General features: G+C 30.7%; 24 protein-coding genes and 1 other annotated feature. Of the genes, 4 read left to right on the top strand and 20 right to left on the bottom strand.

Going from position 1 to position 24,929, the window contains the following annotated elements:
• Positions 1–155 precede the first annotated feature (155 nt).
• The 7 genes from P8F83_RS23290 to P8F83_RS23260 all read right to left on the bottom strand — a co-directional run bounded on the left by P8F83_RS23290 (position 156) and on the right by P8F83_RS23260 (position 8,138).
• Entirely contained in the window at positions 156–845 is a 690-nt protein-coding gene (locus tag P8F83_RS23290) for an ABC transporter ATP-binding protein (RefSeq protein ID WP_315109027.1), read from the bottom strand.
• Positions 846–856: 11 nt separating this feature from the next.
• Entirely contained in the window at positions 857–3,328 is a 2,472-nt protein-coding gene (locus P8F83_RS23285) for an ABC transporter permease (protein ID WP_326512898.1), read from the bottom strand.
• 201 nt (positions 3,329–3,529) lie between these two features.
• The gene (locus tag P8F83_RS23280) at positions 3,530–4,324 is read right to left on the bottom strand and encodes a nitroreductase family protein (RefSeq protein WP_326512897.1); all 795 of its coding nucleotides are present in this window, start codon (positions 4,322–4,324) and stop codon (positions 3,530–3,532) included.
• A gap of 37 nt (positions 4,325–4,361) precedes the next feature.
• Positions 4,362–6,467 carry a methyl-accepting chemotaxis protein gene (locus P8F83_RS23275; RefSeq protein ID WP_326512896.1) on the bottom strand — a complete coding sequence of 702 codons (2,106 nt, stop codon included), beginning with the start codon at positions 6,465–6,467 and terminating at the stop codon, positions 4,362–4,364.
• Between the two features lie 150 nt (positions 6,468–6,617).
• A complete protein-coding gene (locus tag P8F83_RS23270; RefSeq protein WP_326512895.1) occupies positions 6,618–7,031 on the bottom strand; it encodes an acyl-CoA thioesterase in 414 nt (137 codons plus the stop codon).
• A 33-nt stretch (positions 7,032–7,064) separates the two neighbouring features.
• A complete protein-coding gene (locus tag P8F83_RS23265; protein WP_073022278.1) occupies positions 7,065–7,328 on the bottom strand; it encodes a late competence development ComFB family protein in 264 nt (87 codons plus the stop codon).
• Positions 7,329–7,490: 162 nt separating this feature from the next.
• Entirely contained in the window at positions 7,491–8,138 is a 648-nt protein-coding gene (locus tag P8F83_RS23260; protein ID WP_326512894.1) for an HAD family hydrolase, read from the bottom strand.
• Positions 8,139–8,295: 157 nt separating this feature from the next.
• Positions 8,296–8,540: a binding site (T-box leader), on the top strand.
• A gap of 177 nt (positions 8,541–8,717) precedes the next feature.
• Here P8F83_RS23260 and aspS point away from each other — a divergent pair.
• Genes aspS through gatB form a run of 4 tightly spaced genes read left to right on the top strand, consistent with a single transcriptional unit; the run spans position 8,718 to position 13,261 of the window.
• Complete coding sequence (gene aspS, locus P8F83_RS23255) at positions 8,718–10,007, top strand: aspartate--tRNA(Asn) ligase (protein ID WP_326512893.1); 1,290 nt, start codon at positions 8,718–8,720, stop codon at positions 10,005–10,007.
• A gap of 13 nt (positions 10,008–10,020) precedes the next feature.
• On the top strand, positions 10,021–10,308 hold the full coding sequence (gatC, locus tag P8F83_RS23250; RefSeq protein ID WP_021803238.1) for an Asp-tRNA(Asn)/Glu-tRNA(Gln) amidotransferase subunit GatC: 288 nt from the start codon (positions 10,021–10,023) through the stop codon (positions 10,306–10,308).
• A 13-nt stretch (positions 10,309–10,321) separates the two neighbouring features.
• Positions 10,322–11,785 (top strand): Asp-tRNA(Asn)/Glu-tRNA(Gln) amidotransferase subunit GatA, encoded by a 1,464-nt coding sequence (gene gatA, locus P8F83_RS23245; protein WP_326512892.1) that lies wholly within the window; start codon positions 10,322–10,324, stop codon positions 11,783–11,785.
• A gap of 18 nt (positions 11,786–11,803) precedes the next feature.
• The gene (gene gatB / locus P8F83_RS23240) at positions 11,804–13,261 is read left to right on the top strand and encodes an Asp-tRNA(Asn)/Glu-tRNA(Gln) amidotransferase subunit GatB (protein WP_326512891.1); all 1,458 of its coding nucleotides are present in this window, start codon (positions 11,804–11,806) and stop codon (positions 13,259–13,261) included.
• A gap of 37 nt (positions 13,262–13,298) precedes the next feature.
• Here gatB and P8F83_RS23235 read toward each other — a convergent pair whose 3' ends face one another.
• The 13 genes from P8F83_RS23235 to P8F83_RS23175 all read right to left on the bottom strand — a co-directional run bounded on the left by P8F83_RS23235 (position 13,299) and on the right by P8F83_RS23175 (position 24,821).
• Positions 13,299–13,775: a PTS sugar transporter subunit IIB gene (locus tag P8F83_RS23235; RefSeq protein WP_326512890.1), complete on the bottom strand. Its 477-nt coding sequence runs from the start codon at positions 13,773–13,775 to the stop codon at positions 13,299–13,301.
• Positions 13,772–14,854, bottom strand: coding sequence for a PucR family transcriptional regulator (locus P8F83_RS23230; RefSeq protein WP_326512889.1), 1,083 nt, complete (start codon positions 14,852–14,854; stop codon positions 13,772–13,774). The genes P8F83_RS23235 and P8F83_RS23230 overlap by 4 nt, the downstream gene beginning before the upstream one ends.
• A 197-nt stretch (positions 14,855–15,051) precedes the next feature.
• Entirely contained in the window at positions 15,052–15,936 is an 885-nt protein-coding gene (gene dapA, locus P8F83_RS23225; RefSeq protein WP_326512888.1) for a 4-hydroxy-tetrahydrodipicolinate synthase, read from the bottom strand.
• Between the two features lie 49 nt (positions 15,937–15,985).
• Complete coding sequence (locus P8F83_RS23220; RefSeq protein ID WP_326512887.1) at positions 15,986–16,390, bottom strand: PTS sugar transporter subunit IIA; 405 nt, start codon at positions 16,388–16,390, stop codon at positions 15,986–15,988.
• Between the two features lie 8 nt (positions 16,391–16,398).
• Positions 16,399–17,004: an SIS domain-containing protein gene (locus P8F83_RS23215; protein WP_326512886.1), complete on the bottom strand. Its 606-nt coding sequence runs from the start codon at positions 17,002–17,004 to the stop codon at positions 16,399–16,401.
• An 11-nt stretch (positions 17,005–17,015) separates the two neighbouring features.
• Positions 17,016–17,945, bottom strand: coding sequence for a phosphoglycerate dehydrogenase (locus P8F83_RS23210; protein ID WP_326512885.1), 930 nt, complete (start codon positions 17,943–17,945; stop codon positions 17,016–17,018).
• A gap of 95 nt (positions 17,946–18,040) precedes the next feature.
• On the bottom strand, positions 18,041–18,889 hold the full coding sequence (locus tag P8F83_RS23205; protein ID WP_238902791.1) for a PTS system mannose/fructose/sorbose family transporter subunit IID: 849 nt from the start codon (positions 18,887–18,889) through the stop codon (positions 18,041–18,043).
• A complete protein-coding gene (locus tag P8F83_RS23200) occupies positions 18,886–19,632 on the bottom strand; it encodes a PTS mannose/fructose/sorbose/N-acetylgalactosamine transporter subunit IIC (RefSeq protein WP_073022267.1) in 747 nt (248 codons plus the stop codon). The genes P8F83_RS23205 and P8F83_RS23200 overlap by 4 nt, the downstream gene beginning before the upstream one ends.
• 23 nt (positions 19,633–19,655) lie before the next feature.
• A complete protein-coding gene (locus P8F83_RS23195; RefSeq protein WP_073022266.1) occupies positions 19,656–20,138 on the bottom strand; it encodes a PTS sugar transporter subunit IIB in 483 nt (160 codons plus the stop codon).
• A 212-nt stretch (positions 20,139–20,350) separates the two neighbouring features.
• Complete coding sequence (locus tag P8F83_RS23190) at positions 20,351–20,989, bottom strand: beta/alpha barrel domain-containing protein (RefSeq protein WP_326512884.1); 639 nt, start codon at positions 20,987–20,989, stop codon at positions 20,351–20,353.
• A 230-nt stretch (positions 20,990–21,219) separates the two neighbouring features.
• Positions 21,220–22,089, bottom strand: coding sequence for an N-carbamoylputrescine amidase (gene aguB / locus P8F83_RS23185; protein ID WP_073022264.1), 870 nt, complete (start codon positions 22,087–22,089; stop codon positions 21,220–21,222).
• A 13-nt stretch (positions 22,090–22,102) separates the two neighbouring features.
• Positions 22,103–23,188 carry an agmatine deiminase gene (aguA, locus tag P8F83_RS23180; RefSeq protein ID WP_326512883.1) on the bottom strand — a complete coding sequence of 362 codons (1,086 nt, stop codon included), beginning with the start codon at positions 23,186–23,188 and terminating at the stop codon, positions 22,103–22,105.
• 187 nt (positions 23,189–23,375) lie between these two features.
• Entirely contained in the window at positions 23,376–24,821 is a 1,446-nt protein-coding gene (locus tag P8F83_RS23175; protein ID WP_326512882.1) for a glycoside hydrolase family 1 protein, read from the bottom strand.
• Between the last annotated feature and the right edge of the window lie 108 nt (positions 24,822–24,929).

Raw genomic sequence — 24,929 nt, 5'->3', positions numbered from 1 at the left:
GTACTCAAGTATCTATGTACTCAGGTATTCAACAATAAGAATATATTATATAGAATAAAAAGCAGCTTAATGCTGCTTTTTTATTAAACTTTATAAAATTTTATTTGAATTTATATATATTACTACCAGCAAAATAGTTAAGCCAAATTAAATTTCTATGATGCAACTTCTTCTCTAACTACAATTTCTCCGTCTCTTAATTTTAATATTGATGTTCCATAAGCTGCTGATTCTTGTGAATGGGTAACTTGTATTATTGTTTTCCCTAAGTCTTTATTTATATTTTTGAAAAGTCTCATTATTTCCGTACCTGTCTTTGAATCTAAGTTTCCTATAGGTTCATCTGCTAATATTATATCTGGTTCAAATACTAATGCTCTAGCTATTGCAACTCTTTGTTGTTGTCCACCAGACAATTCCCTAGGTGTCACTCTTCTCTTATGACTCATCTCTATTCTATCTAATATTTCAGTAAGCTTACGTGAATAATCTTTTATCTTTCCTCCATCTAAAATTATTGGAAGTAAAATATTATCTTCTACAGAAAGGTTAGGTACTAAATTATAAAACTGAAATACAAATCCAAGCTCTCTTCTTTTCATTATACTTTTTTGCTTTTCACTTAATTTACTTAAGTCTTTTCCATTAACATTTACTATACCACTTGAAGGTTTATCTAATCCTCCTAATAGATATAAAAGTGTGGACTTTCCACAACCTGATGGTCCCATTATAGAAAGAAACTCCCCCTTATCCACAGAAAAGTTTAAATCCTTTAGAACATTTATTTCTTCTTTCCCTACCTTGAAATTTTTATTTAAATCAAATACTTCTATTGCTCTCATTTCTTTTCCTCCTACTCATATTTTAATTCTTCTATAATGGATAGTTTTTTGCTTTTAAATAGTACTGGTATTGTAGCTATTAAAACTATTGCCAGAGATACTAAAAATATTACTGGTACAAACTTAATGTTAAATACAACTTCCATATCAAAGCCTAATAACTTACTTATCTTACTCATTATTGACATCCCAAGATAAGAGAATGGAGTTACAATAATTATTGACCATAATACTGTAAGAACAGACTCTACTATAAGCATTCTATTTCTTTGGAATTTACTCATACCTACTGAACTTAAAACTGCTAAATCTTTTTTCCTCTGAATAAAACTTATTCCTATATTATTTAGAACTCCAAAAGCTCCTATAACAACCGACATAAATGAGAATATACTCAATATATCTGTAAGTTGTTTGTTATTTTCAACATTTCTTGCTTTTGTTTCTTCAAATGTTAAAACACTGCCTCCAAGAGCTCTGATTTTCTTGTTGATATTTTCTTTTACATCTGCTGAACGTCCTGTAGTATTTAAGTAAAACTGTATAGACGCACTATCTACATATTCTTTTGGTAGACCCTTATAATTTATAAAAACAACCGATCCACCATTATATAATTTACCATCAATAATCCCTACAACATTATAGCTTTTATTGGTAGTTCCAACTTTCATATCAAAGCTATCGCCTTTTTTCAATTTTACTTTTTCTGCTATCTTTTCAGTTATAACAACATCATTTAAACTACCATTTTCAAATTCTTTATATTCTTCTTTATCCCAGTTTAGATAATTATCAAAGTCTAAATATTTATCTGGCTCTATTCCCATAACTGAATAATTATTGCCATCAATATCTCCACTCGCATATTGCTGTCTTTGTATTGAGCTTTGAACAACATTAGGTTCTTCCTTAAGTACATCTAATACTTTTTCCTTAAGATCTACTGTACCCCTTTCTGGAACATTAATTTCTATACCATAATTTAAGTTTTCATATGCTTCTACTACTACGTCTTTTATACTAATACTTAAAGAATTTATCATTATAATAGATATAATTGCTATGTTCATTAAGTTAATATTTCCAAGTAAGACTTTTGATGTGCTCATGTTATTTAATGCTAGTGCATTTATAGGATTAGTATCTCTAAGCTTAGAAAATATATTTTTTGATATAAACTCTACAACCTTAGGATAAATTAGTATTACTGCAATTATTGCTAATATAAATAATGCCGGGCTTATACTTATTAACCATTTAGTTTTAAGTGAGTTTACAATAATCACTCCTAGTAGAAGCACTATGCCTGCTACAAATTTACCTATTCCTATTTGTTCTGAGCTATCTGAGGTTTTTAATATAACTTCCTTAACTTGAAGTTTATTCGTCTTTATAATCGGTGCTATAGCCGATGCAACAGATAGTAATATTGAAAATACTAATCCATATATTAGATATTTAATATTTATATTAGGTTGTTGTAATATTCCATACTCTTTTAAGGGAGATATAACATAATTTATTAGGTATAATATTCCAACTCCTAACCCATTACCTATTACCCCTCCTAAAACTCCATAACACAAACTTTCTAAGTATAATATTCTTCTTATAGTCCCTCTAGTTGCACCTTGACTTAAAAACGTTCCTATAATAGGCATTCTCTCTGTTACTGTTAATTTAAAAGAACTGTATATTATAATACTGCTCATAAATACAACTACTAATAACATCATGTAAAGCATGTTGTTTATTTGTGCAACTTGACTTTTTACAGCATCTTCATTATAAAGTTCTTTAGCTATAAAATTAGTGTTAACATCATTAAATTTTTCTATTGAATCTTTAATGTTTGCTTCTATTTTATTCGCAAATGCAACATTATATTTACCTTTCATATTAAACTTTTCAGCTAAATATTTATAAGGAACTATTATCTGAAAATTCTCTTTTGTATCACCATAAAAAACTCCTTGATTAGCTGAAATTTTTGAGATTTCTAAGCTAACCTTCTCTCCATTAAGTAGTGTATTTAGTTTATCTCCAACTTTAAGATCAAACTCTTCACTAACTCTTTTTGAGATTATACACGTCTCACCATTAAAATCTTTTAACTCATTTCCATCTACAAATACATCTTTATTTATATACTTTTCTTCACGCCCTATTACTTGTATTGTCTGCATATCATCCGTATCATATATAAAACTACTTCTTATTTCAGGTACTATATCTTTTAATCCATCTAACTTTAACCCCTCTAAGTCAAAGGCCATTGCTCCATCTTTAGCTGATACATATACATCTTTATTTTCAAGTTGTTCTAGCTGTGGTTTTACAAAACTGTCTATAGCTGCATCTACTGCTCCCATGCTTCCTACAAATAATCCTGTGCTAAGTACTATAGCTATTAGCAAAAGAAAGAATCTTGCTTTTTTTTCTAACATGCTCTTTAGTACGTATTTTAAAAATATCTTCATAATTTGCCCCCTTTGTTTCATCTTATTTATTACATTACCATATTTTCCTTAAAATTAATCACTATTAAGGTTAAAGTTAGTAAATCTTAAGAGTTTGGTAAGATTTAAACAAAAGAGTTGCTGAATCTGTAGAAGCCGCTTCTCATGCTCCATTAAATTCCTTGAAAAAAATAAGAACAGATCTCTCTGCTCTTATTTTCATTAAATATTTTCTAATTCTATTGTTAAAATATACTTTAACCCCTTTAAATCATGTGAAGTTTTTGTATAAATAGTTTTTATATTTTCCTCTTTACATGCTAGCTCCAAATGTTTTATTGCTATTCCCACATCTAAGTCGCTAAAATGCATAAGTTTTTTAGTGATTAAATTACCAGTTTTAGCAAAAGCCTCTATTTTAGTATCACCTTCCATAGTAAATACCCAAGGTTGAAGATTAACTGCCGATGGAGCTACTCTAACTTTATCAAATATTTTCACCCATTTATCTTCAAAAGGTTCATATATAACTTCCTCAAGTTTTTTTCTTTTAAAAGAGTTTGACTCTTTAACATCTAATTCCTGTTCATTTTCAGGATAACCAAAAGAAATTACTATTACAGGCTTTTGATTTTCTTTTATAGTCATTACATCTTTTAATAGGTTTTTCTTTATAAATCCACCTATCCAACAAGTTCCTATCCCCTTATCAGCTAGTTCTAAAACTATTTCCTCAAGTGTATATCCTATATTTTCTAGGTATCCATTCTTCTCCTCTGAGGTAATTACTAGATAATGTGGAGCTTCTATTTTCCCATAGCTTCCTACTATACCCTTACTTATATCTTGAATCTTTTTACCATCTTTAATAAGTTCAATATTCATTTCTATCTTTGGGTATAATCTTGGAACCTCTTTTATTAGTTTATTGATAAAATCAAAGTCTTCTTGTGAAATACTACTGTTTTTGTACTTTCTTATTGATTTTCTTCTATAAATTGCATTTTCTATATTCATTTAAAACACCTCTAAAATTCTAATATATATAGAAATATTATAGCTTAAATATAGAAATCATATCCAGTAATTTTTGAGAACTTAATTTTGATTCCTCTGATTCGTTTAGTACCTTTTCTGTTAAATTTGCTATATTACTAGTTTTATCTGCTATATTAGTTGAACCAACAGCACCTTCATTAGCTGCTAATGCCACCTCATTTATAGCTGAAACTATATTTTTAGTTGCTTTTAATAGCTCCTTAGAATTATTACTAAAATCAGTAATTATATTTTCGATTCTATTTGCATCTTCACTATATTGTTCTCCAGTATCAACCTGCTTTGAGTAGTCTGGAAGCACTTGTAAATCTATGAACTCCAATGCTTCATTAGCGCCTTCTCTTAAGCTAATAATAGCCTCTAATACAACTCTTGTAATTTCTTGTATTTCTATTACTGTTTCTTTAGATGATTCTGCTAGCTTTCTAATTTCTTCTGCTACTACAGCAAAACCCCTACCTACCTCTCCTGCTCTAGCTGCTTCTATAGCAGCATTTAGTGCTAAAAGATTTGTTTGAGAAGTAATTTGCAATATCCCCTCTGTTAAGTTTTTAATTTGTTCTGCTGATTTTGATTTTTCTAGTGCAATTTTTAATTTCTTATCAATATCAACTTTAATATCATTTGCATTTTTTTGTGCTTCAATAGCCGAAACTTTTAAATTCTCAGCACGTGAATATATCTCTTTAGAAGATTTTAGACCTTCTTGTATTTTTTCAGACATATTTTCTACTTCTTGTTCTATGTCTGAAGTTGATGCAGTCATTTCTTCTGAACTTGCTGAAGTCTCCTCCATACTAGCTGATAACTCTTCGGTTGTAGCTGATACATCCACCACCTGTATATTGAGCTCCTTAATATTATCTTCAACATTATTTATAGACCTAGATACTGTATTAGATTCATCTTTTACTCCCTTTATTATATTTTTTAATGATTCCTGCATTTTAGCTGTAGATTTAAGCATTCTGGCAATCTCATTATTTGAAGAGGCCTTATCTAAATCTAATACTTTACTTAAATCTCCATTTGCTATATTCTCTAATTGTTTTTCAACTTTCTTTAACTCTTTTATTGATCCCCTTACAATTAATAATATTAAAAGTATTATTATTATTAACGAACTAATTGCTATAATAACTACAGCTTTTAATTGTGAATAAAAGCCTTCAAGGATATTTACTTTAGGAATATTGCTTACAAACGCCCAGTTAGTGTCAGTTCCCTCAAGATTAATTTTATGAGTTACTCTTAAGATATTTTCACCCATTTCCGATGACATTACGTAATTATTAAATTCTTCTCCTTTTGAGGTTTTATCTATTGTATCCTTCCACGATGTATCAATATCAGCTGCATTTCTCATTAAATTTTCTTTATTATATCCATCTGCTATAAATATTCCATTTTTAGATATTAATGAAGCTGATCCCCCAATAAGTTCAACATTCTCAACTATTGATTGAAAAGTGTCTAATTTGTAATCTATTGAAATAACACCGATAAAATTATTTTCACTATTTAAAATAGGTAACACTAATGATGCCATTGATATTGGAGAACCATTTACCTGGTATACTGTAGGTTCAGTAACAAATATATTTTTACTTTTTTTAGGCTCATTATACCAAGTCATGTCAGTTTCAGAACTATATGCAGCCTCAACATGATATTTATCTCCATCTCTTGTTACATAAGGTATAAATAAACCATCTTCCCCGTATTCATCAGTATTTTTATAAGAAAAATCTCTTCCATCATAAGCATTAGGCTCAAATGCAACTGTAATACCATATATTTCTGGATATTTAGCTAATATATCTTTCTGCATATTAATTACTAAATTTCTATCCTTAATATCTGCCTTCATCTGATTTTCCACTGCATTATCTACTACTTCTGCAATATTTTTTAAATTATAAAGCCTATTTTCAAACTCTTTAGCATATGATTTTGAAGTTTCTTTAGCGAGAATTTCTGCATTCGTAATACTGGTTGTATATACATTTTTAAGAACTAATGAGAATATTGCAACAAAAACTATTGTAATTATCCCACCTAGAAATATTGATATTTTACTTCCTAAGTTTAAATTTTTCATTTTACTTCCCCCTAATTCTTTTATTTTTACATATACCTCTATTTCAAATTTCGTCATTTTATGACAAAGCTGAATAAATGTTATAAAATTTTAACATTAAAATAAATATGACCGTAACTACTAATTCAATAATAGTTACGGCCACTATATTTATTTTAATTCATTTATTTTATACCAAATTGAGTTGTTTAACTTTTTAATATTTATTATCTTAAAATCACTATTAACAAAAGCATGAGTAGTACGCCCTTTTGCTAAAAGTACTCCATCCTCTTCTCTTATAACTTTGTAGTTAAAAATAATTTTTACTGGACTCAGGGTTTCTATCCACGTTTCTATTGTAACAAGATCCTCATATTTTGCAGGAATTATGTATTTACAATAACTTTCAGCTAAAGGCATAAGAATTCCTTGCTCTTCCATATCCTTATATGATATGTCTGTTTCTTTTATAAATTCTCCTCTACCTATCTCAAACCAAGGATAATAGTTAGAGTGGTGAACAATCCCCATTTTATCTGTTTCCACATATCTTACTTTAAAAGATGTTTTATTTATGTACATAATATGCTTCCTCCAAAACTATCTTCAGTTTTTCTATACGTGCTTTATGTTTAAAGATACTTTATCTATGGCTTTTATTAGTTGATTTGCAATATCTATTTTAAATTGAGTTCCTAATTGATTCGCTTTTATATATAATATTCCTTTTTCAGTTACTCCATACAAAGGTTGTAGATTATTTAAAGCTATTGCTTTTATATCTTGAATACACTTTTCACAAGTACATATTCCTTCATATTTCTCTAATAAATCTGGTAACATATCATTAACCATATCTTCCATACAATTTTTAAGCATTATTGGCCTCCACATATTAAAATATACAATATTATATATTATACTATACATATCATATATTCGTAAAAGATTGCATGTACTTTATGCACTTTATATACTTAATTTGGAATATGTTTATAAAAAACCTCTATAAACTGCTAATTTATAGAGGTTTATTAGAAGTTATTTTAAATTAATAACTTCTAATAAGTTCTTAAGCTTAGCATAAGCTAACCCTACATGTTTTTCAGAAGGCTCAACCAAATCTGGTATTATTACACACTTTATACCTCCAGCAACTGCTGCTTCTAATCCTCTTTCCGAATCTTCGAAAACAATAGCTTCCTTAGGTTCAACATCTAACTTCTTGCATACAGTTAAAAATATTTCTGGATCTGGTTTTCCTTTAGTTACTTCATCTCCACATATTACTCTATCAAATCTATCTAATATACCAGCTATAGATAACAATCTTTCCGCTCTTTCTCTACTGCTAGATGTTGCTACAGCTTTCTTTATACCTTTTTCATCTAGAAAATCAAGAAGTTCTATAAGTCCCTCTTTTACTCCAAGACCTTCTTCTTCTATTATCCTATTAACAACATTTCCTTGTTCTACATATAGTTTATCAAATGGAAAGTCTTCTCCGTGTATACTTTTAAATCTATTCGATATTGAAATTTTATTCATTCCTAAAAGTCCAAGTAAAAAATCTAAAGTTATATCATAATTATAAGTTTCCCCTATTTCCATCCATGCTCTTTTGGTAAGCATTTCTGTATCAAACATCAGCCCATCCATATCAAATATTGCTAGTTTTACTCCATTCATTTGCTACACTCCTTGCTAAAAACCTTAGTAAATTGCTTTTAATTATTATAACATAAACCCTATTTAATTATTTTCAAAATAAGATATTAAACTTTTTTTAAAAATACTATTGATTTTTTATTTATATAATAATATAATAAGGAAAACAATATTTAACTCTTAATCTATGACGAGGAGAGTAAATACATAACTTGATTCTTAGCGAGCTTGGGGTTGGTGAAAGCCCAGTATGATGTATGTATCGAAGAACACCTTTGAGATGCTAACCGAAATGTAAAGAGTAGACTTAGCCGGTAGTCAACCGTTAAAATGACTAGATATAAAAACAAGTTAGAGTTTTTGTATCAATATGAGTGAGCATTAGCTAATTTAGGGTGGTACCGCGGATAATCCGTTCCTATACGTAAGTATAAGGACGGTTTTTTTTATTCTTACGGCTTCTAAATTTACTATGCTAACTAGGGTGGCACCGCGGAATTTTAACCGTCCCTATACCAGTTTATGGTATAGAGGCGGTTTTTTTGTTTATATAACTAAACTAAGCAATAAGGATTAAAAATTATAGGAGGCTATTAGAAAATGAAAAGAACTTATGTATGTGATGTAAAAGAAACAACTGAAGAAAGTGTCTTAGTTAAAGGGTGGGTTCATAAAATTCACGACCTTGGTAAGATAACATTTCTTCATTTAAGAGATAAAACTGGAATAATTCAACTAGTTGTTGATAAAGATGAAATTAAGGATTTAAGACTTGAAATGAGTGTTGAGGCAATTGGGGATAAAGTTGAAAATGAAAAGGCACCTGGTGGTGTAGAACTTATATCTAAAGGAATCACTGTAATTGGAAAAGCATTTTATGATAAATTACCTTTTGAAGTAAACAGCTACAAACAAAAGGCTTCATTAGAGAAACAATTGGATTACAGAAGTTTAAGTTTAAGATCACCTAAAACAAGAGCTGTATTTAAAATTCAAGAAGAAATTGGTGATGCTTTTAGAACTTACTTAAAGGACTTAAGATTTTCTGAAATTCATACACCTAAGATAATCTCATCTAGTACTGAGGGTGGATCTGAAATGTTCACTGTTAACTACTTTAACAAACGTGCATTTTTATCACAAAGTCCACAGTTTTACAAGCAAATGATGGTTGGAGCTGGATTTGAAAGAGTTTTTGAAGTAGGTCATGCATATAGAGCTGAACTTCACGGAACTTGGAGACATTTAAGCGAATACGTGAGCTTAGATGTTGAAATGGGCTTTATAGAAGATGAATATGAAGTTATGGACTTAGAAGAAGGTTTCTTAAACTACTTATTTAAAACCCTTAAAGAAAAATGTCCAAAAGAACTTCAAATGTATGGAATTGAGCTTCCTGATAAGCTAGAAATTCCTAGAATGCCATTAGCTAAAGCTCAAGAGATCTTATTAGAGAAATATAACAAGAAATCCCCAGTAGGAAATATAGATGCTGAAGGAGAAGTTATTCTTTCAAAATATATAAAAGAAACTTACGATTGTGATTTTGTTTTCCTTACTGAATACCCAGTATCAAAGAGACCTATGTATGCAATGCCTGATAGTGAAAGACCTGAACTTACAAAAAGCTTTGATTTAATATATAAAGGTCTAGAAATTACAACTGGTGGTCAAAGAATACATGACTACGATATGTTAGCAGCAAACATTAGAAAGTTTGGTTTAAACCCAGAGGATTTTGGTTTCTATCTAGATAGTTTTAAATATGGAATGCCTCCTCACGGTGGTTTTGCTATAGGTCTTGAAAGACTTACTTTAAAAATATTAGATTTAGAAAATATTAGAGAAGCTACTCTTCTACCAAGAGATTTAAAAAGATTAGAACCATAGGAGGATTGTAAAAATGAAAGTTACTGTTGAAAATGTAGAATATATCTCAAAACTAGCTAAGCTTAAATTTACAGAAGAAGAAGCTGAAAAGCTTGCAGGAGAATTTGAAAGCATCTTAACTCATTTCGAAACTATAGACAAATTTGATTTAAGTGATATTGATTTGAATATTTTTTCTGAGGATTTAAAACCAGTTCTAAGAAAAGATGAAATGGCGGTATTTGAGGATAAGAAGAAGTTATTCTCTAATACAAAATCTATGAGAGATACTGCGATAATGGTTCCAAAGATTATAGAATAGGTGGTGAATATAAATGCAAATTGAATTATTACAAGCAAATGAAATTAGAGAAAGTATTATAGCTAGACGCTTTACTGCTGTTGATGTAGTAACAGCTCTATTTGATAGAATAAAAGAAGTTGAACCTAAGGTTCAAGCTTATATAACACTTTGTGAAGAGAAAGCTTTAGAAAGAGCTAAGGAAATTGATGAAAAAATTGCAGCTGGTGAGCCTGTAGGAAGACTTGCTGGAGTTCCTATAGCCATAAAAGATAATATTTGTACTGATGGTACTTTAACTACTTGTGCATCAAAAATGCTTGGAGACTTTGTTCCTCCCTATGATGCTACAGTTATAAAAAAGCTTCTTAAAGAAGATGCAATAATAATAGGTAAAACTAATATGGATGAATTCGCTATGGGTTCTTCTACAGAAAACTCTTCCTTTAAGACAACAAAAAATCCATGGGATTTAACTAGAGTTCCTGGTGGTTCATCTGGTGGTTCTGCCGCTGTTGTTGCTGCTGGTTTATCTCCTATTTCTTTAGGATCAGATACTGGTGGCTCTATAAGACAACCAGCTGCTTTTTGTGGTGTTGTAGGCTTTAAACCAACCTATGGAATAGTATCAAGATTTGGTCTTATAGCTTTTGGTTCTTCTTTAGATCAAATAGGACCATTCTCTAAATCTGTTACAGATGCAGCTTTAACTTTAGAAGTTATTCAAGGAGAAGATTCTCTTGATTCAACTTCTTATAAAGGTGAAATAAAAAGTGATTATTTAAGCACTTTAGCTGATGGTGTTAAAGGAATGAAGATAGGAGTTCCTAAAGAATTTTTCCAAAGCAGTCTTGATGAAGAAATTAGTGATTCAATAAAACAATCTATACAAGTGTTAAAGGATCTTGGTGCTGAGGTTAGTGAGATGTCTCTTCCTATAACTGAAGAAGGACTGTCTGCATACTATATAAGCTCTTCTGCTGAAGCTAGTTCTAACTTAGCTAGATTTGATGGCGTAAGATATGGTTACAGACCTGAAGAATTTTCAAACATTGATGATTTAATGGTTAAAAGTAGAACTGAAGCATTCGGTAAGGAAGTTAAGAGAAGAATAATGCTTGGGACTTACGCTTTATCTTCTGGATACTATGATGCTTACTATAATAGAGCTCACAAATTAAAAAAGAAAATTAAAGAAGAGTTTAAGAAAGCTTTTGATGAATATGATGTAATCTTAAGTCCTACTACTCCTACTGTTGCGTTTAAATGTGGGGAAAAATCTGAAGATCCATTATCAATGTATCTTGCTGATATCTACACAGTTAATGCTAACCTTGCTGGTATTCCTGCAATTTCAATTCCTTGTGCTTTAAGTAAGGAAGGGTTACCAATAGGACTTCAAATACTTGGACCTCATTTTGGTGAAGAAAAAATATTAAAAACAGCTTATGCTTTAGAGCAAGAACTAAAAGTATCTACTCTAGCACCAGTACAATAAAGAAAGGAAGGATATATTATGAGTTTTGAAACAGTCATAGGTCTTGAAATACATGCCGAACTAAAAACAAAATCTAAAATATTCTGCTCCTGCTCTACAGAGTTTGGTGCAGAGCCAAATAAAAATACTTGCCCTATATGCTTAGGATTACCTGGAACCCTTCCTGTACTTAATGAAGAAGTGGTAAACTACGCAATAAAAGCAGGAACTTCATTAAACTGTAAAATTAATAAACTAAATAAAATGGATAGAAAAAACTACTTCTACCCTGACCTTCCAAAAGCTTTCCAAACTTCTCAATTTGACTTACCTATATGCAGCGGTGGTCATGTTGATATTGAAGTTGGTGGAAAAACTAAAACAGTTAGATTAAACAGAATTCATATAGAAGAAGATGCAGGTAAACTAGTTCACCTTGATGATGACGGCATCTCTCTAATTGACTATAACCGTGTAGGGGTTCCGCTTATTGAAATAGTATCTGAACCAGATATGCGTTCACCTGAAGAAGCTGTAACTTTCTTAAGAACTTTAAGATCCATTCTTCAATATGCTGATGTATCAGACTGTAGAATGGAACAAGGTTCAATAAGATGTGATGCTAACATTTCTATAAGAAGATTTGGAGAAGATGTTCTAAACACTAAAGTTGAAATTAAAAACATCAACTCTTTTAAAGAACTTCAAAAAGCATTAGAAAAAGAAGAAAAACGTCAAAGAGAGCTTTACACCTATGGCGAAGAATATAAAATAAAACAAGAAACTAGAAGATGGGATAATGGAAAAGGAAAAACTATTCCTATGAGAAGTAAAGAAGATGCTCATGATTACAGATACTTCCCTGAACCAGACCTAGTTCCAATAATAATACAGGAAGAACAAATAGAAAGTATAAAAGCAACTCTTCCAGAAATGCCAAGAGTTAAAAAGGAAAGATTCATTAAAAGCTATGGACTATCAGAAAAAGAGGTTGGAATCATAATTGATGATAAAGTTCTTTCTTCTTTCTATGAGGAAACTGTTTCCTTAGGTGCTAACCCTAAATCTGTAGCTAACTGGGTACTTGGAGATATGTTAAGACTTCTAAAAGATGTTGATGGAGATTCTTCTGAAGGAATTACTTCTATATCTTTAGCTCCTAAAGCACTATTTGATCTTATCAAAATAATTGAAGCTGGAACTATAAGTACAACAGTTGGTAAAGAAGTATTTGAAGAAATGTTCAAAACCGGTGCTTCTCCAGATGAAATAGTAAAAGCTAAAGGACTTTCTCAAATAAGTGACAGCTCAGAACTTGAACAATTAATAATAGAAGTTTTGGATAACAATCCACAATCCATAGCTGACTTCTCCTCTGGAAAACCACAAGCTGCTGGATTCTTAATGGGACAAATAATGAAAGCTTCAAAGGGTAAAGCAAATCCTAAGCTTGCAAAAGAACTTTTAGATGAAAAGTTAAAAGAAAGATGTTCCTAAAAAATAAGGTTGGTGCCTATACGCATCAACCTTATTTTTATTCTTTTCTAAATACTGAGTATTCCTTGTTATCCATAGGAGAAGTTTGAAAAAAAAGTTTAATGCCTTTTTCCTGAATAAAGCGTATATACTTTATCTCTTTAGCAGAAAAAAAGTCAGAAAGCTTCTTTATAACTATACGACTTGCTGGATAAGGCATTTGAATTTCATTTACTTTAAATCCTGCCTCTACAGCCTCTTTAGCAACCTCTAAATCCTTAAATATAACCATTAAGTTACGTTTTGTACTGCTATCTTTCTCTATAAAATCTACCAGTTCTTTTGTAGAAAAAATTTTAACTTTCATTGGCTCTGGAAGACATAGCTTCATTACTTTAATAATGAAAGGGTCATTGCTATAACTTGGATCCACTATTACCACATAATTAGCATTTAGAAATTGATTCCAATTTAAAGCCACTGTGGCATGCAATAATCTTTTATCAATACGTGCAAGCTTAATTTTTGTGCTCATATTTTTTCACCAACCTGTTTCTGTCTTTGATATTCTCTCAATGTATTGGCAATTAATACCATTAAGAACTTTCCTTTAAAATCTCCCCTAATATCAATATTAAAGATTTGCTCATACTTCTTAAGTTTATAAATTAAAGTATTCTTATGTAAAAATAAGTCATCTGCAGTTTGAGTAATATTGTAATCATTTATAAGTAATTTATTTGCAATATTAGTAAATTCGTCAATGTCTATCCCTTTTCCTCTATCATTATAAAAATCAAAAATATTTCTTACATCATCTAAATGAATTTTCGAAACAAAATATTCAAATAAGTAATCTGTAAAAAATATTGGTTCATCTACCTCATAATTTATATTCTTTTCAAGCCATAAACAATTTTTATAACTTACACTATACTGCTTCAATTTATCTTGGACAGATCCTACTATATAATAGCAGCCTTGTAGTCCCCAATCTTGTAAACTTCTAATATACTTTTTAAAGAATCTTTTAGCTTCAGTGTTATCTAATCCACTTGGCATGTCTTTAAATAGAAGTAAACTCCTCTTATTAAGCAATGAGTATATCATTTGTTTGCTATCAGCTCTTAATTTCAAACGCATAATTTCTTCTAGGTTGTGTCCTTTTTGATTAATTATATAAATAGCAGCTCTAGTTTTATTTTCATCAATTCCCAGTCTATTAATTAAATCTAAAATATTATTTAAATCAAATTGCTCTTCATTTAATAGAAACTTAATTAATTCGTCGTCTTTGGTAACCTTTTGCTTCAAAGAACTATTATTTATCTCATACATTAAACGAGTTGTCAAAGAATCAAGTAAAAGGCTACTTATCATCTTAAGATTCTCATCTTCACCTCTTACCCAGATATATCCATAACTTTCTCGCTTAATTCTTATTGCATAAAACACATTATTAATATCAGAACTATCTACATTAAAACATTCTCCTACAAACTTTTCTCTACTACAAGATACAACTATTCCTTCTTCATTTAATAGTCCTATAGTGTATTTTTTATTTTCCTGTACAACATTAATAAATTCTTTAAAAATATCAACTAACATCATATTTTTTGCCTTTCTTATTCTGGTTAATTAATATTTTAGCACATGTATATAAAATTGAAGTAATTAGTTTTTATGAACTTTCATAATCCATTATTAGCTCTAATCTTCTACATGATGCCAGCCTACAAACTAAGTAAGTTAAACTGATTCAGATTTTAATATAACATCCACTATTAAAATCTGAATCAATCAACAGTCTATAATTTATAATAACTTAGCATTTCTTTAATTTTTTCATCAACTTCTTGATTTACTTCTCTAACAGGCTTTCTTGCAGGTCCTACTTCTGATATATTAGCTAGCTCTACTGACCTTTTCATTATTGATGGAACTGTTCCTAATTTTAAAACATCTCTTAAAACATCAATATCTGCTTGTAATTTTTTAGCTTCATCAACAGCATTTGTTTTAAGTGCCTTATCAAGCTTCACTAAAACTTCTGTTATAACATTGCTAGTGCCTGCTATTGCTCCAGTAGCTCCTAAACTATAACCTTGTGAAATCTTAGAATCTGACCCTACTAATACATTGAACTCTTTGCCCCTACCAGCTTCAATATATCCTTTTAAATTTTCTAGTTCCCCACTACTATCTTTAATAGCTTTAATATTATCAACTTCTGCTAAACGTCCAGCTACCTCTTTTGAAATATTACCTCCAGTTAACTTAGGAATGTTATATAATACAATTGGAATTTTTACAGAATCAGCAACATCCTTAAAATGATTATATAATTCTTCATCGCTAGGTTTTATAAAGTATGGACTTATAACTGAAAGGGCATCTGCACCCACTTCCTCCATTTTTTTAGATAAACGTATAGTTTCTTTTGTTGAACATGCACCAGTTCCTACAAAAACAGGAACTCTATGATTAACTATTTCTATTACTTTCTTAGCAAATTCAACTTTCTCTTCTTCATCTATAACGTGAAACTCACCATTACTTCCTAAAATAAAGATTCCATTAACACCTTTTTCTATTAAGTGGTTTATTAAGTCCTCAGTAGCTTTATAATTAATTGATTGTTCTTTGTCACGATTAAATGGTGTAACAATTGGTGTAATAATTCCTTCAAACATAACTTTCCTCCTAAATTTTAAACATATTTTAATCTATAAAATGTAGAAACTAATCAAGCATACTATTAGTATGAACTCCACTTTCTCTTAAGTTATTTATACAATTCTCAACTGCTTGTTTCACGTCTATCTCTTCAGCATTTGATGTATTAATATAGAGGTCTATTAACATAGGTAAGTTTAAACCTGTTATAACATTATGATTATATGACCTTGTTAAAGCAGTAAGCACATTACATGGTGTTCCTCCATATAAATCTACTAAAGCTATTGTCTCTCCTTCTAATTCAGCTAATATCCCCTTAACTTGCTGCATAAATTCTTCAAAAGACATTTCTGGCAATAGTGACACAGCTCTAACATTCTCCATTTTACCAACTATCATTTCTGCTGATTTAATGATTTCTTCACCAAATCTTCCATGGGTCCCAATTATAATATTTAAGTTTGCCATAAAAACTCCTACTCTCTTTCCATTTCTCTTATACTTTTACCAAGACTTCCACCTGGATGCCATTTTAGGTACTTATCCAAATCTAACTTTTTTTCTTTTTGTAATACTATGCTTAAACATTGAAGAATCAATAGCTCCGATAAAATAGATGCACGTGGTGGTTTGTTTAAGCTATCACCTTCTATATTTACATGCGCCACCAAGCACACTTCTGAATGTTTAGCTAACCATGATGCACCGTTTCCTGTACAACTAATAATGCGAGCTCCATTCATAGCTAGAGTCTCTATAGTTGACTTTAACTCCATAGTTTCTCCACTATTAGATATAGCGATAACAACATCTCCAGCCTTAACCTGACCACTTGAACCATGAACAGCTTCTGTACCATGTAATTCGTAAGCACTTGTCCCTGTACTAGATAGTAAAGACGCCGTATATCCAGCTACATATGATGGTTTACCTATTCCTGTAACATGGACACGCCCGCCAACCTTCTCGCTTTCTAATATTATTTCAGCAGCTTTTTTTACACTTTCTATATCAATGTTATCTAGGTTCTCACCAAACTCTTTTTTAATATTAGTTAAAAAATCTTGTATTTCACTATACATTCTCTCACCAACTAACCTAATAAATTTTGAAGTATAATTTCAGTCGACATTTCACAAGTTCTTTTTTCTGATTCTATTGTTCTTGCCGCTGTATGAGGTGTTAAGACGAAATTATCTAAAGCAAGTAATTTATCATCTTCTGTAGGCGGCTCAGTACTATATACATCAAAGTAAGCTGAACGGATTTCCTTGTTAATTAAAGCTTCATATAAAGCCTCTTCATCAACAATTCCGCCCCTTGCTGCATTAATTAAACAAGCATTACTCTTCATTTTCTTAAACTCTTCCGTAGAAAGCATATTCTTAGTAGATTCTAAAAGAGGTACATGCAAAGATACATAATCACTTTCACAAATAATTTCTTCAAAAGATTTCTTTTCCACATTAAACTCTTTTGCAGTTTCATCTGTAATTTCAAAGGTATCATAGGCATATACTTTCATGCCTAACCCATTCGCAAAGTTAGCTATGTGCTTTCCAATCATTCCAAATCCAATAATACCTAATATTTTACCGCTGATTTCTTGTCCTGTAGGTTTGTTCCATTTGTGATCTTTAACTTCTTTAGCTGTATTATAGAGATTTTTAGCATCTGCAAACATTAATGCTACTACATGTTCTGCAACAGCCTTAGAATTAGATCCAACTGTTCTTCCAACGAAAATACCTTTTTCTTTTGCATAATCTACATCTATGTTATCCGTTCCAACTCCGAATTTACATACAACCTTTAAATTGGGACACTTATCAATTAATTCTTTATCAATTATATCTACCCCAACAATAATTGCATCTGCATCGGAAGCTAAATTGTAAAATTCTTCTTTTGTGTATGCTTTTCCAGTATTATTATAATGAACCTCTAACCCCTTATATTCCATATATCTAACTTTATCTAATCCATAATTGGCAAACCCTCTAGGAGTAATTAAAACTTTCATACCTTCCACTACCTTTCTAACTTAACGTCATATATGCATGCTTAAACACAAAGCAAATTCATATATAGTCATGAATTTGCTTTATGTATCTAAAACTATATAATTCCAAAGAATGTTAAAATTAAAGCCATTATCATAGTAAAAACAATTATACGTAAGTATCTTGGTCCTCTTTTAGTAATATAGAAATACATTCCTAGAACTAAAGTAAATGGTAATAATTTTGGAACCATACCATCTAAAATACTTTGTAAAGATACTTCTGCTGCTGAACTGCTTGTAAATGTCCAAATGGTTTTAAATGAAACATATGATGAAGATAAACACCCAATCATAAATAAACCAACTATACTAGCAATATCAATAACTTTTTTTATCTTCCCTGAATGTAGAATTTCAAGAACTGCATTTTTTCCTAACTTATAACCTTTATTTATTAAAAACCATGAATATCCATATGACCATGCTAAATAAATAAGTGCTGGTATAAAAGCTGCAATAACCGAGCCATTAAGTGCCATAGGAACAAATATAGCAAGTGGAATCGTAGCCACTATTCCTTGGTCAACACTATCACCAATTCCTGCTAATGGTCCCATAAGACCTATCTTTAATGATTGGATCATATCTGGAGTAATATTTTCATTGCCTAAAGCTCTTTGCTCTTCAAGAGAAATAACTATTCCATGAATAAGGCTTCCCCAGTCACAGTTAGTATTAAACATTGATGTATGACGTTTCATAGCTTCCTTAAGTTCCTCTGGATCATCTTTATAAACTTTTCTTAGTATCTTATTTAATGAATACCCAAAAGCTAATGCTTGCATTCTATCAAAACTTACAGGAACTTCAACTGCTAAATTCCATTTCCACCAAGCTTTGAATAAATCCATTTTTGTAACTATTGTTTTTTGTTCTACTGTATTCTCAACTGCTTGACTCATATTAATTCTCCTTCCTCATTTTGTTTAAATAAAGAAACTATTAGTGCTATACATAAAGCAATAATTGCTCCTGTCAGCATAGAAAATCCTGAAATAGCATGTATGAAGAAACCTAATACGAAAAATGGTATGTATTGCTTCTTACCCATAACTACTAATGTCAAAGCAAATCCTAGTGCTGGTAACATTGCTCCAGCATTTGCAAGTCCGTTCATAAACCAAGTTGGTATTGCTTGAATAAATGCTTGTATTACGCTTGGACCATAAAGAGTAGCAATAAACACTGGTGTAAAATAAAGAACTCCATTTGTTAACCATGGTAATAAAAATGAGAAAGTAGATAGTTTGTCATACTCCCCTGCTTCTACAAATGCATCGGCCTTAGTATTATAAAAAGAATTAATTGTACGACGAAGGTTGTTAATTAAAACACCTAAAACTCCAAATGGAACAGCAATTGCTATTGCTGCAGCTGGATCTAAGTTATTAATAATTGCGGCTGGAATTGCAATACAAGAAGCTAGTCCTAAGTCATTTGGAATATTTCCTCCTGCTTCAATACCACCCATGTACATTAATTGGATTGTAGCACCATATATAAGTCCTGTTTGAACATCTCCAAAAACTAATCCAATGAAAACACCTAAAATAATTGGTTTACGGAATGCATATGAGAAGAAGTATTGAGCTCTTCCCATTGAAATCCAATAAAGCAAACCTACTAATGCAGCTTTAATAATCATTTATTTTTCCCCCTCTTTTTTAATTAAAGTCTTGTAATAACCTTTTGTAATGCCTCCGATGGGTAATCAGGAGTAGTCTGAAAATAAATATTGATTCCCATTTTTTCAAGGTCTAATAATGTATTAGCGTCTTTTTGATCTAATGTAACTGCATTATGGACAGCTTTTCTACCAGCTCCTCCTCCTAGTCCTCCTATTTGCACTTCCTTTAGATCTAAACCTGCTCTTATAGCATTATCTAATTCTTGTACACTTTTAAATAAAACCATTACTCTATTTTTTTCAAACTCACTATTTTGTTGAGCTTTTACTGCATCCTCAACTGATAAAATTCTAATCTTTACTCCTTTTGGTGCAGCCATCTTAAACACATCTTGCATAAAATCGTCATGGCTTAATGCAGTATCTATAGTAACGATTTCATTGATTTGACACTGAGTTAACCACCTAGTGATTACCTGTCCATGAATTAATCTAAAGTCTATTCTTGTTAAAGCTATACTCATAATAGCCCTCCTTTCTTGTATGAGTTTATTATAATACAATCGTTTTCTATAAATAAATGTTCGACAACCACAAAAAGGAGAGCTCATTTTCATTCAAAGTACCAAAGTTAAAATCTATATCTTTGTTCTAAAAGACTAGTTTAAAGAATAACTATATAAACTAAAAATTCCTCCTAACATAATAGTTAGAAGGAATTCTAAAATCTCATTTATTAGTTATTCTTATTACGATATTCCATAATTATCTCTCTAATTTTAGATGCATTTTCTGCAATTTGTTCTGATGTACCTTGGGTTAATAACCCACCAAATCCACAAAGGTCAACTCCATTTTCTAACCATACATGGAGATTGTCTAAAGTAATTCCTCCACTAGCTAGAATAGGCATATTCGGAATAGGTGTTTTAAATACCTTAACTAACTTTGATCCATAAAAATCTGAAATAGGAAAAGCTTTTACAAAAGATGCCCCCATACTTAATGCATCAATAGCCTCAGTAAGAGAAGTGCATCCTGGTGCATATGGAATTTGATATCTGTTGCATACCTTTGCTGTCTCTGGACAGTAATTTGGTGCAATAATAAACTTGGCTCCTTTTAATATAGCATGTCTAGCTGTTTCAGGATCTAAAACTGTTCCTGCTCCTACACACAAATCATCCCCATACTTTTTAACTAAACCTTCAATAATATCTCCAGCATTATTTAGCGTAAAGCTCATTTCCATAACTGGAACTCCGCCTTTTATACATCCATCAGCTATCTCGCAAGCTCTTTCAATAGTCTCTGCTCTAACTATAGCAAGAGCAACAGATTCATACATTCGATTTAAAATATCCATTTTTTTCATCACAATTCACCTCTTACCTATTATTTTATAGGTTCCATCTAAATTCACAATGGTACAGCAAACCAATTATATTTTATTATTTTGTTATATTAAACGAATTTTAAAAGCTTTTATCTACTACTATTAATCTTATGTCATTTATTAATTAAAACAATATGAAAATAAAGATTCTGCCTAAAAGAATATAGTGTATAGATATTAGTATCCATACACTATAATTTATCTAAATATTATAGACTTCCGTCCTTAGTTGATATTGTACCGTATAAAGATGGTCTTCTATCCCTAAATATTCCCCAGAAGCTTCTTTCTTCAGCTATTTTATCCAAGTCAAAAGTTGCAGTTAAAACTGTCTCCTCTTCTCTATTAGCTTCCACAACTTTTTCTCCAAATTCATTTGTTATAAAAGATGAACCGTAAAAAGTTATTTGTGAATCTTGTATATGTTCAGTTCCAATTCTATTTGAAGCTATAACTGGAACTATATTAGCAGCAGAATGACCTTGCATAACTCTTTGCCAATGATCCCTAGAGTCATATTCTGGTTTTGATGGTTCCGAACCTATGGCTGTTGGATAAAATATAAGTTCTGCTCCCATTAATGCTAAACTACGAGCTGTTTCTGGGAACCATTGATCCCAACATATGCCTATACCTATAGTACCATATTTTGTTTTAAATACTTTAAACCCTGTATCCCCTGGTGAAAAATAGAACTTTTCATTATATCCTGGTCCATCTGGAATATGAGTTTTTCTATAAGTTCCTAAAATCTCTCCATCTGCATCTATAACCACTAAAGAGTTATAGTACATGTTGTTTTTCTTTTCAAAGAAGCTTATAGGTAATACTACTTGAAGCTCTTTAGCTAAATTTTTAAAGTGATTTACAGCATCACTATCTTCAAGAGTTTTGGCAAGCTTAAAATAATCTTCAACTTGCTTTTGGCAAAAATATAGATTTTCAAAAAGTTCTTGCAAAAGTACAATATTAGCACCTTTTTTTACTGCTTCTCTTACTAATCTTTCTCCATTTCTTATGTTATCCGCTACAACATCTGTACATTTCATCTGAGTAGCTCCAACTGTCACATTTCTCATCTTTATCCTCCCTTTATTTAGGTTGTTGTTGTGTTATACAGTGGATATTTCCCCCACCTAATATAATTTCCCTAGAATAGACAGGCACTATCTCTCTTTCTGGGAATATTTTTTCTAAAGTTTTAATAGCTAATTCATCCTTTTCATCATTGAAAACAGGCATTATAATAGCTTTATTACATATTAAGAAGTTAACATAGGAAGCTGGTAGTGGGTCATCTAATTCTATTTCTCTAGTACCTTCTAAATGCACAAGCCCTTCTTTTTCTTCATTCGTAAAATATATAGGCTGTGGAAGTATTAATTTATGTACTACTAAACTTCTACCTTTAGCATCTTTTTCCTTAGCTAATACTTCATAAGCGTCTCTACAAATTTTATAGTTTGGACTCTTTTCATCATCAGTCCATGATAGTATAACCTCTCCTGGTCTTGCAAAGCAACAAATATTATCTATATGACCATCAGTTTCATCATTAAATAAACCCTCTTCAAGCCATATAATCTTTTCTACATTCAAATACTCAATTAAGTAATTTTCAATCTGTCTTTGTGTTAGATCAGGGTTTCTATTTTTATTAAGTAGACATTGCTTTGTTGTAAGAAGCGTTCCTTCTCCATCAACATGTATGGAACCACCTTCTAAAATAAAGTTTTCAGTTCTATATCTTTCTTTTGAAGAAAACTCTAATATTTCCTTAGCAACCTTATCATCATTATCCCATGAAGAATAAAGTCCTCCAGCAAGTCCTCCCCATGCATTAAACTTCCAGTCCACTCCTCTAACTTCATCCTTATCATTTTTAACAAAAGTTGGTCCAACATCTCTAGCCCATGAGTCGTCATGAGACATCTTTACTACCTGTACATTTTTATCCAATAATGTTATTGCTTTATCATAATATTCTTTTGATACACCAACAACTATCTCTTGAAATCTGCCTATGGCATTTGCTACCTCTGCAAAGGTTCTTTGAGCATTTTCAGCATTATGATGCCATATATCTCCTCTTTCAGGCCAAAGCATATAACATTTTTCTTGTTCTTCAAATTCTCCCGGCATCCAAAATCCATCATTTTTCGGCGTTGAATTTAACATATTTGTCCTCCATTTCAAAGAAAAAGAATAAGATACTTATCTTACTCTTTAAATACAATTTTATATAAATTAGTATTTCCCTATTTTGATTTATAATCTATTATACTAATAAAATTATTAAATTTAAACTAAAAAGTTGCAAGAATCATTGTGTAATAATTCTTGCAGCTTACATTAAAATATTATTTTATAACTCTTCACCATTTGTTTCTATAACTTTTTTATACCAGTAGAAAGATTTTTTAGGTTTTCTTCCTAAATCTCCATTACCATCATTGTCTTTATCCACATAGATAAAGCCGTATCTCTTTTTCATTTCTCCTGTAGATGCACTTACTAAGTCAATACATCCCCACATAGTATAGCCCATAAGGTCAACACCGTTTTCCACAGCCTTTTCCATTTCAATTATATGATCTTTTAAATATTCTATTCTGTAATCATCATTTATTGATCCATCTTCTTCCACAACGTCTACGGCACCTAGCCCATTTTCAACCACCATAACTGGTATTTGATATCTATCATAAATATGATTTAAAGTCCAGTTTAATCCCTTAGGATCAATTTGCCATCCCCAATCAGAAGCTTTTAAGTATGGATTTTTAATTCCCCCCATTAAGTTACCTTTAGCTTCTTCTTGTTTAACTGGATCAGCACTTACACAGTTAGACATATAATAACTAAATGAATAAAAATCTACACAACCTTCTTTAAGTATTTTATCGTCTCCATCTTCCATCTTTATGTTAATTCCATTTTCCTTAAAGAACTTTTTCGCAAAGCCAGGATAATATCCTCTTACTTGAACATCTCCACATAACATATTTTGAAGCTGATCTTTTTCTTGAGCAAGTAGTATATCGTCTGGATTACATGTAAATGGGTAAAGAGTCATGTAGGCAATCATACATCCTACTTTAAAATTAGGATTTATTTCATGTGCTAATTTTACAACCTTTGCACTAGCAATAAATTGATGATGAAGTGCTTGGAATCTTACGTTAGGATTATCCTTTATTCCATTAGATAATTCGCTATTATCGCCTCCATTAAGAAGTATTCCACCGCCCATAAAAGCTCCCATAGGCATTGTTAATATGTTTATTTCATTAAATGTAAGCCAATATTTAACCTTATTTTTATATCTTTTAAATATAGTATCACAATATCTAACATAACAATCTATTACTTCTCTTGAAGCCCATCCATTGTACTTTTTAGTAAGTCCATAAGGAGTTTCATAGTGAGATATAGTTACTAAAGGTTCTATTCCTTGCTTTAACAATTCATCAAAAACATTATCATAGAATTTTAATCCCTCTTCATTTGGTTCAAGTTCATCTCCATTAGGAAAAATTCTTGTCCAGTTTATGGACATACGGAATGTTTTAAAACCCATTTCTCCAAACATTTTGATATCTTCTTTATAATGATGATAAAAATCTATAGCTTCATGACTTGGATAATATGTTCCTTCTTCAATAACAGGAGTAATACGTCTAGGAGTTGTATGTGTTCCCCCGGTCATCATATCAGATGTACTTGGCCCTTTACCGCCTTCTTTCCATCCACCTTCAAATTGGTTTGCAGCCGTAGCTCCTCCCCATAGGAATCCTTCTTTCATTTTCATGATTTAATCCTCCTTAAATTTTTCAAATAAAATCTTATTAATATTATTATATCCTTTACATAGTTTAATTAATTTCAAAATATGAAAGGAGATTTCAAAATACAAAAA

This window comes from Clostridium intestinale (assembly GCF_035905475.1).
Taxonomy (GTDB): Bacteria; Bacillota; Clostridia; order Clostridiales; family Clostridiaceae; genus Clostridium_T; species Clostridium_T intestinale.
Note: the sequence above shows the minus strand (reverse complement) of the source record. Positions and strands in the feature narration are given on the sequence as shown.

Coding starts and splice junctions, on each gene's coding strand:
- P8F83_RS23220 (WP_326512887.1), bottom strand. CDS start 16,390: ATGGCAAACTTAAATATTATAATTGGGACCCATGGAAGATTTGGTGAA.
- P8F83_RS23275 (WP_326512896.1), bottom strand. CDS start 6,467: ATGAAAAATTTAAACTTAGGAAGTAAAATATCAATATTTCTAGGTGGG.
- P8F83_RS23290 (WP_315109027.1), bottom strand. CDS start 845: ATGAGAGCAATAGAAGTATTTGATTTAAATAAAAATTTCAAGGTAGGG.
- P8F83_RS23190 (WP_326512884.1), bottom strand. CDS start 20,989: ATGAAAAAAATGGATATTTTAAATCGAATGTATGAATCTGTTGCTCTT.
- P8F83_RS23265 (WP_073022278.1), bottom strand. CDS start 7,328: ATGCTTAAAAATTGTATGGAAGATATGGTTAATGATATGTTACCAGAT.
- P8F83_RS23285 (WP_326512898.1), bottom strand. CDS start 3,328: ATGAAGATATTTTTAAAATACGTACTAAAGAGCATGTTAGAAAAAAAA.
- P8F83_RS23210 (WP_326512885.1), bottom strand. CDS start 17,945: ATGAAAGTTTTAATTACTCCTAGAGGGTTTGCCAATTATGGATTAGAT.
- P8F83_RS23230 (WP_326512889.1), bottom strand. CDS start 14,854: ATGATGTTAGTTGATATTTTTAAAGAATTTATTAATGTTGTACAGGAA.
- gatA (WP_326512892.1), top strand. CDS start 10,322: ATGCAAATTGAATTATTACAAGCAAATGAAATTAGAGAAAGTATTATA.
- gatB (WP_326512891.1), top strand. CDS start 11,804: ATGAGTTTTGAAACAGTCATAGGTCTTGAAATACATGCCGAACTAAAA.
- aguA (WP_326512883.1), bottom strand. CDS start 23,188: ATGTTAAATTCAACGCCGAAAAATGATGGATTTTGGATGCCGGGAGAA.
- P8F83_RS23200 (WP_073022267.1), bottom strand. CDS start 19,632: ATGATTATTAAAGCTGCATTAGTAGGTTTGCTTTATTGGATTTCAATG.
- aspS (WP_326512893.1), top strand. CDS start 8,718: ATGAAAAGAACTTATGTATGTGATGTAAAAGAAACAACTGAAGAAAGT.
- P8F83_RS23195 (WP_073022266.1), bottom strand. CDS start 20,138: ATGAGTATAGCTTTAACAAGAATAGACTTTAGATTAATTCATGGACAG.
- aguB (WP_073022264.1), bottom strand. CDS start 22,089: ATGAGAAATGTGACAGTTGGAGCTACTCAGATGAAATGTACAGATGTT.
- P8F83_RS23205 (WP_238902791.1), bottom strand. CDS start 18,889: ATGAGTCAAGCAGTTGAGAATACAGTAGAACAAAAAACAATAGTTACA.
- P8F83_RS23260 (WP_326512894.1), bottom strand. CDS start 8,138: ATGAATGGAGTAAAACTAGCAATATTTGATATGGATGGGCTGATGTTT.
- P8F83_RS23175 (WP_326512882.1), bottom strand. CDS start 24,821: ATGAAAATGAAAGAAGGATTCCTATGGGGAGGAGCTACGGCTGCAAAC.
- dapA (WP_326512888.1), bottom strand. CDS start 15,936: ATGTTTGAAGGAATTATTACACCAATTGTTACACCATTTAATCGTGAC.
- P8F83_RS23215 (WP_326512886.1), bottom strand. CDS start 17,004: ATGTATAGTGAAATACAAGATTTTTTAACTAATATTAAAAAAGAGTTT.
- P8F83_RS23280 (WP_326512897.1), bottom strand. CDS start 4,324: ATGAATATAGAAAATGCAATTTATAGAAGAAAATCAATAAGAAAGTAC.
- gatC (WP_021803238.1), top strand. CDS start 10,021: ATGAAAGTTACTGTTGAAAATGTAGAATATATCTCAAAACTAGCTAAG.
- P8F83_RS23235 (WP_326512890.1), bottom strand. CDS start 13,775: ATGAGCACAAAAATTAAGCTTGCACGTATTGATAAAAGATTATTGCAT.
- P8F83_RS23270 (WP_326512895.1), bottom strand. CDS start 7,031: ATGTACATAAATAAAACATCTTTTAAAGTAAGATATGTGGAAACAGAT.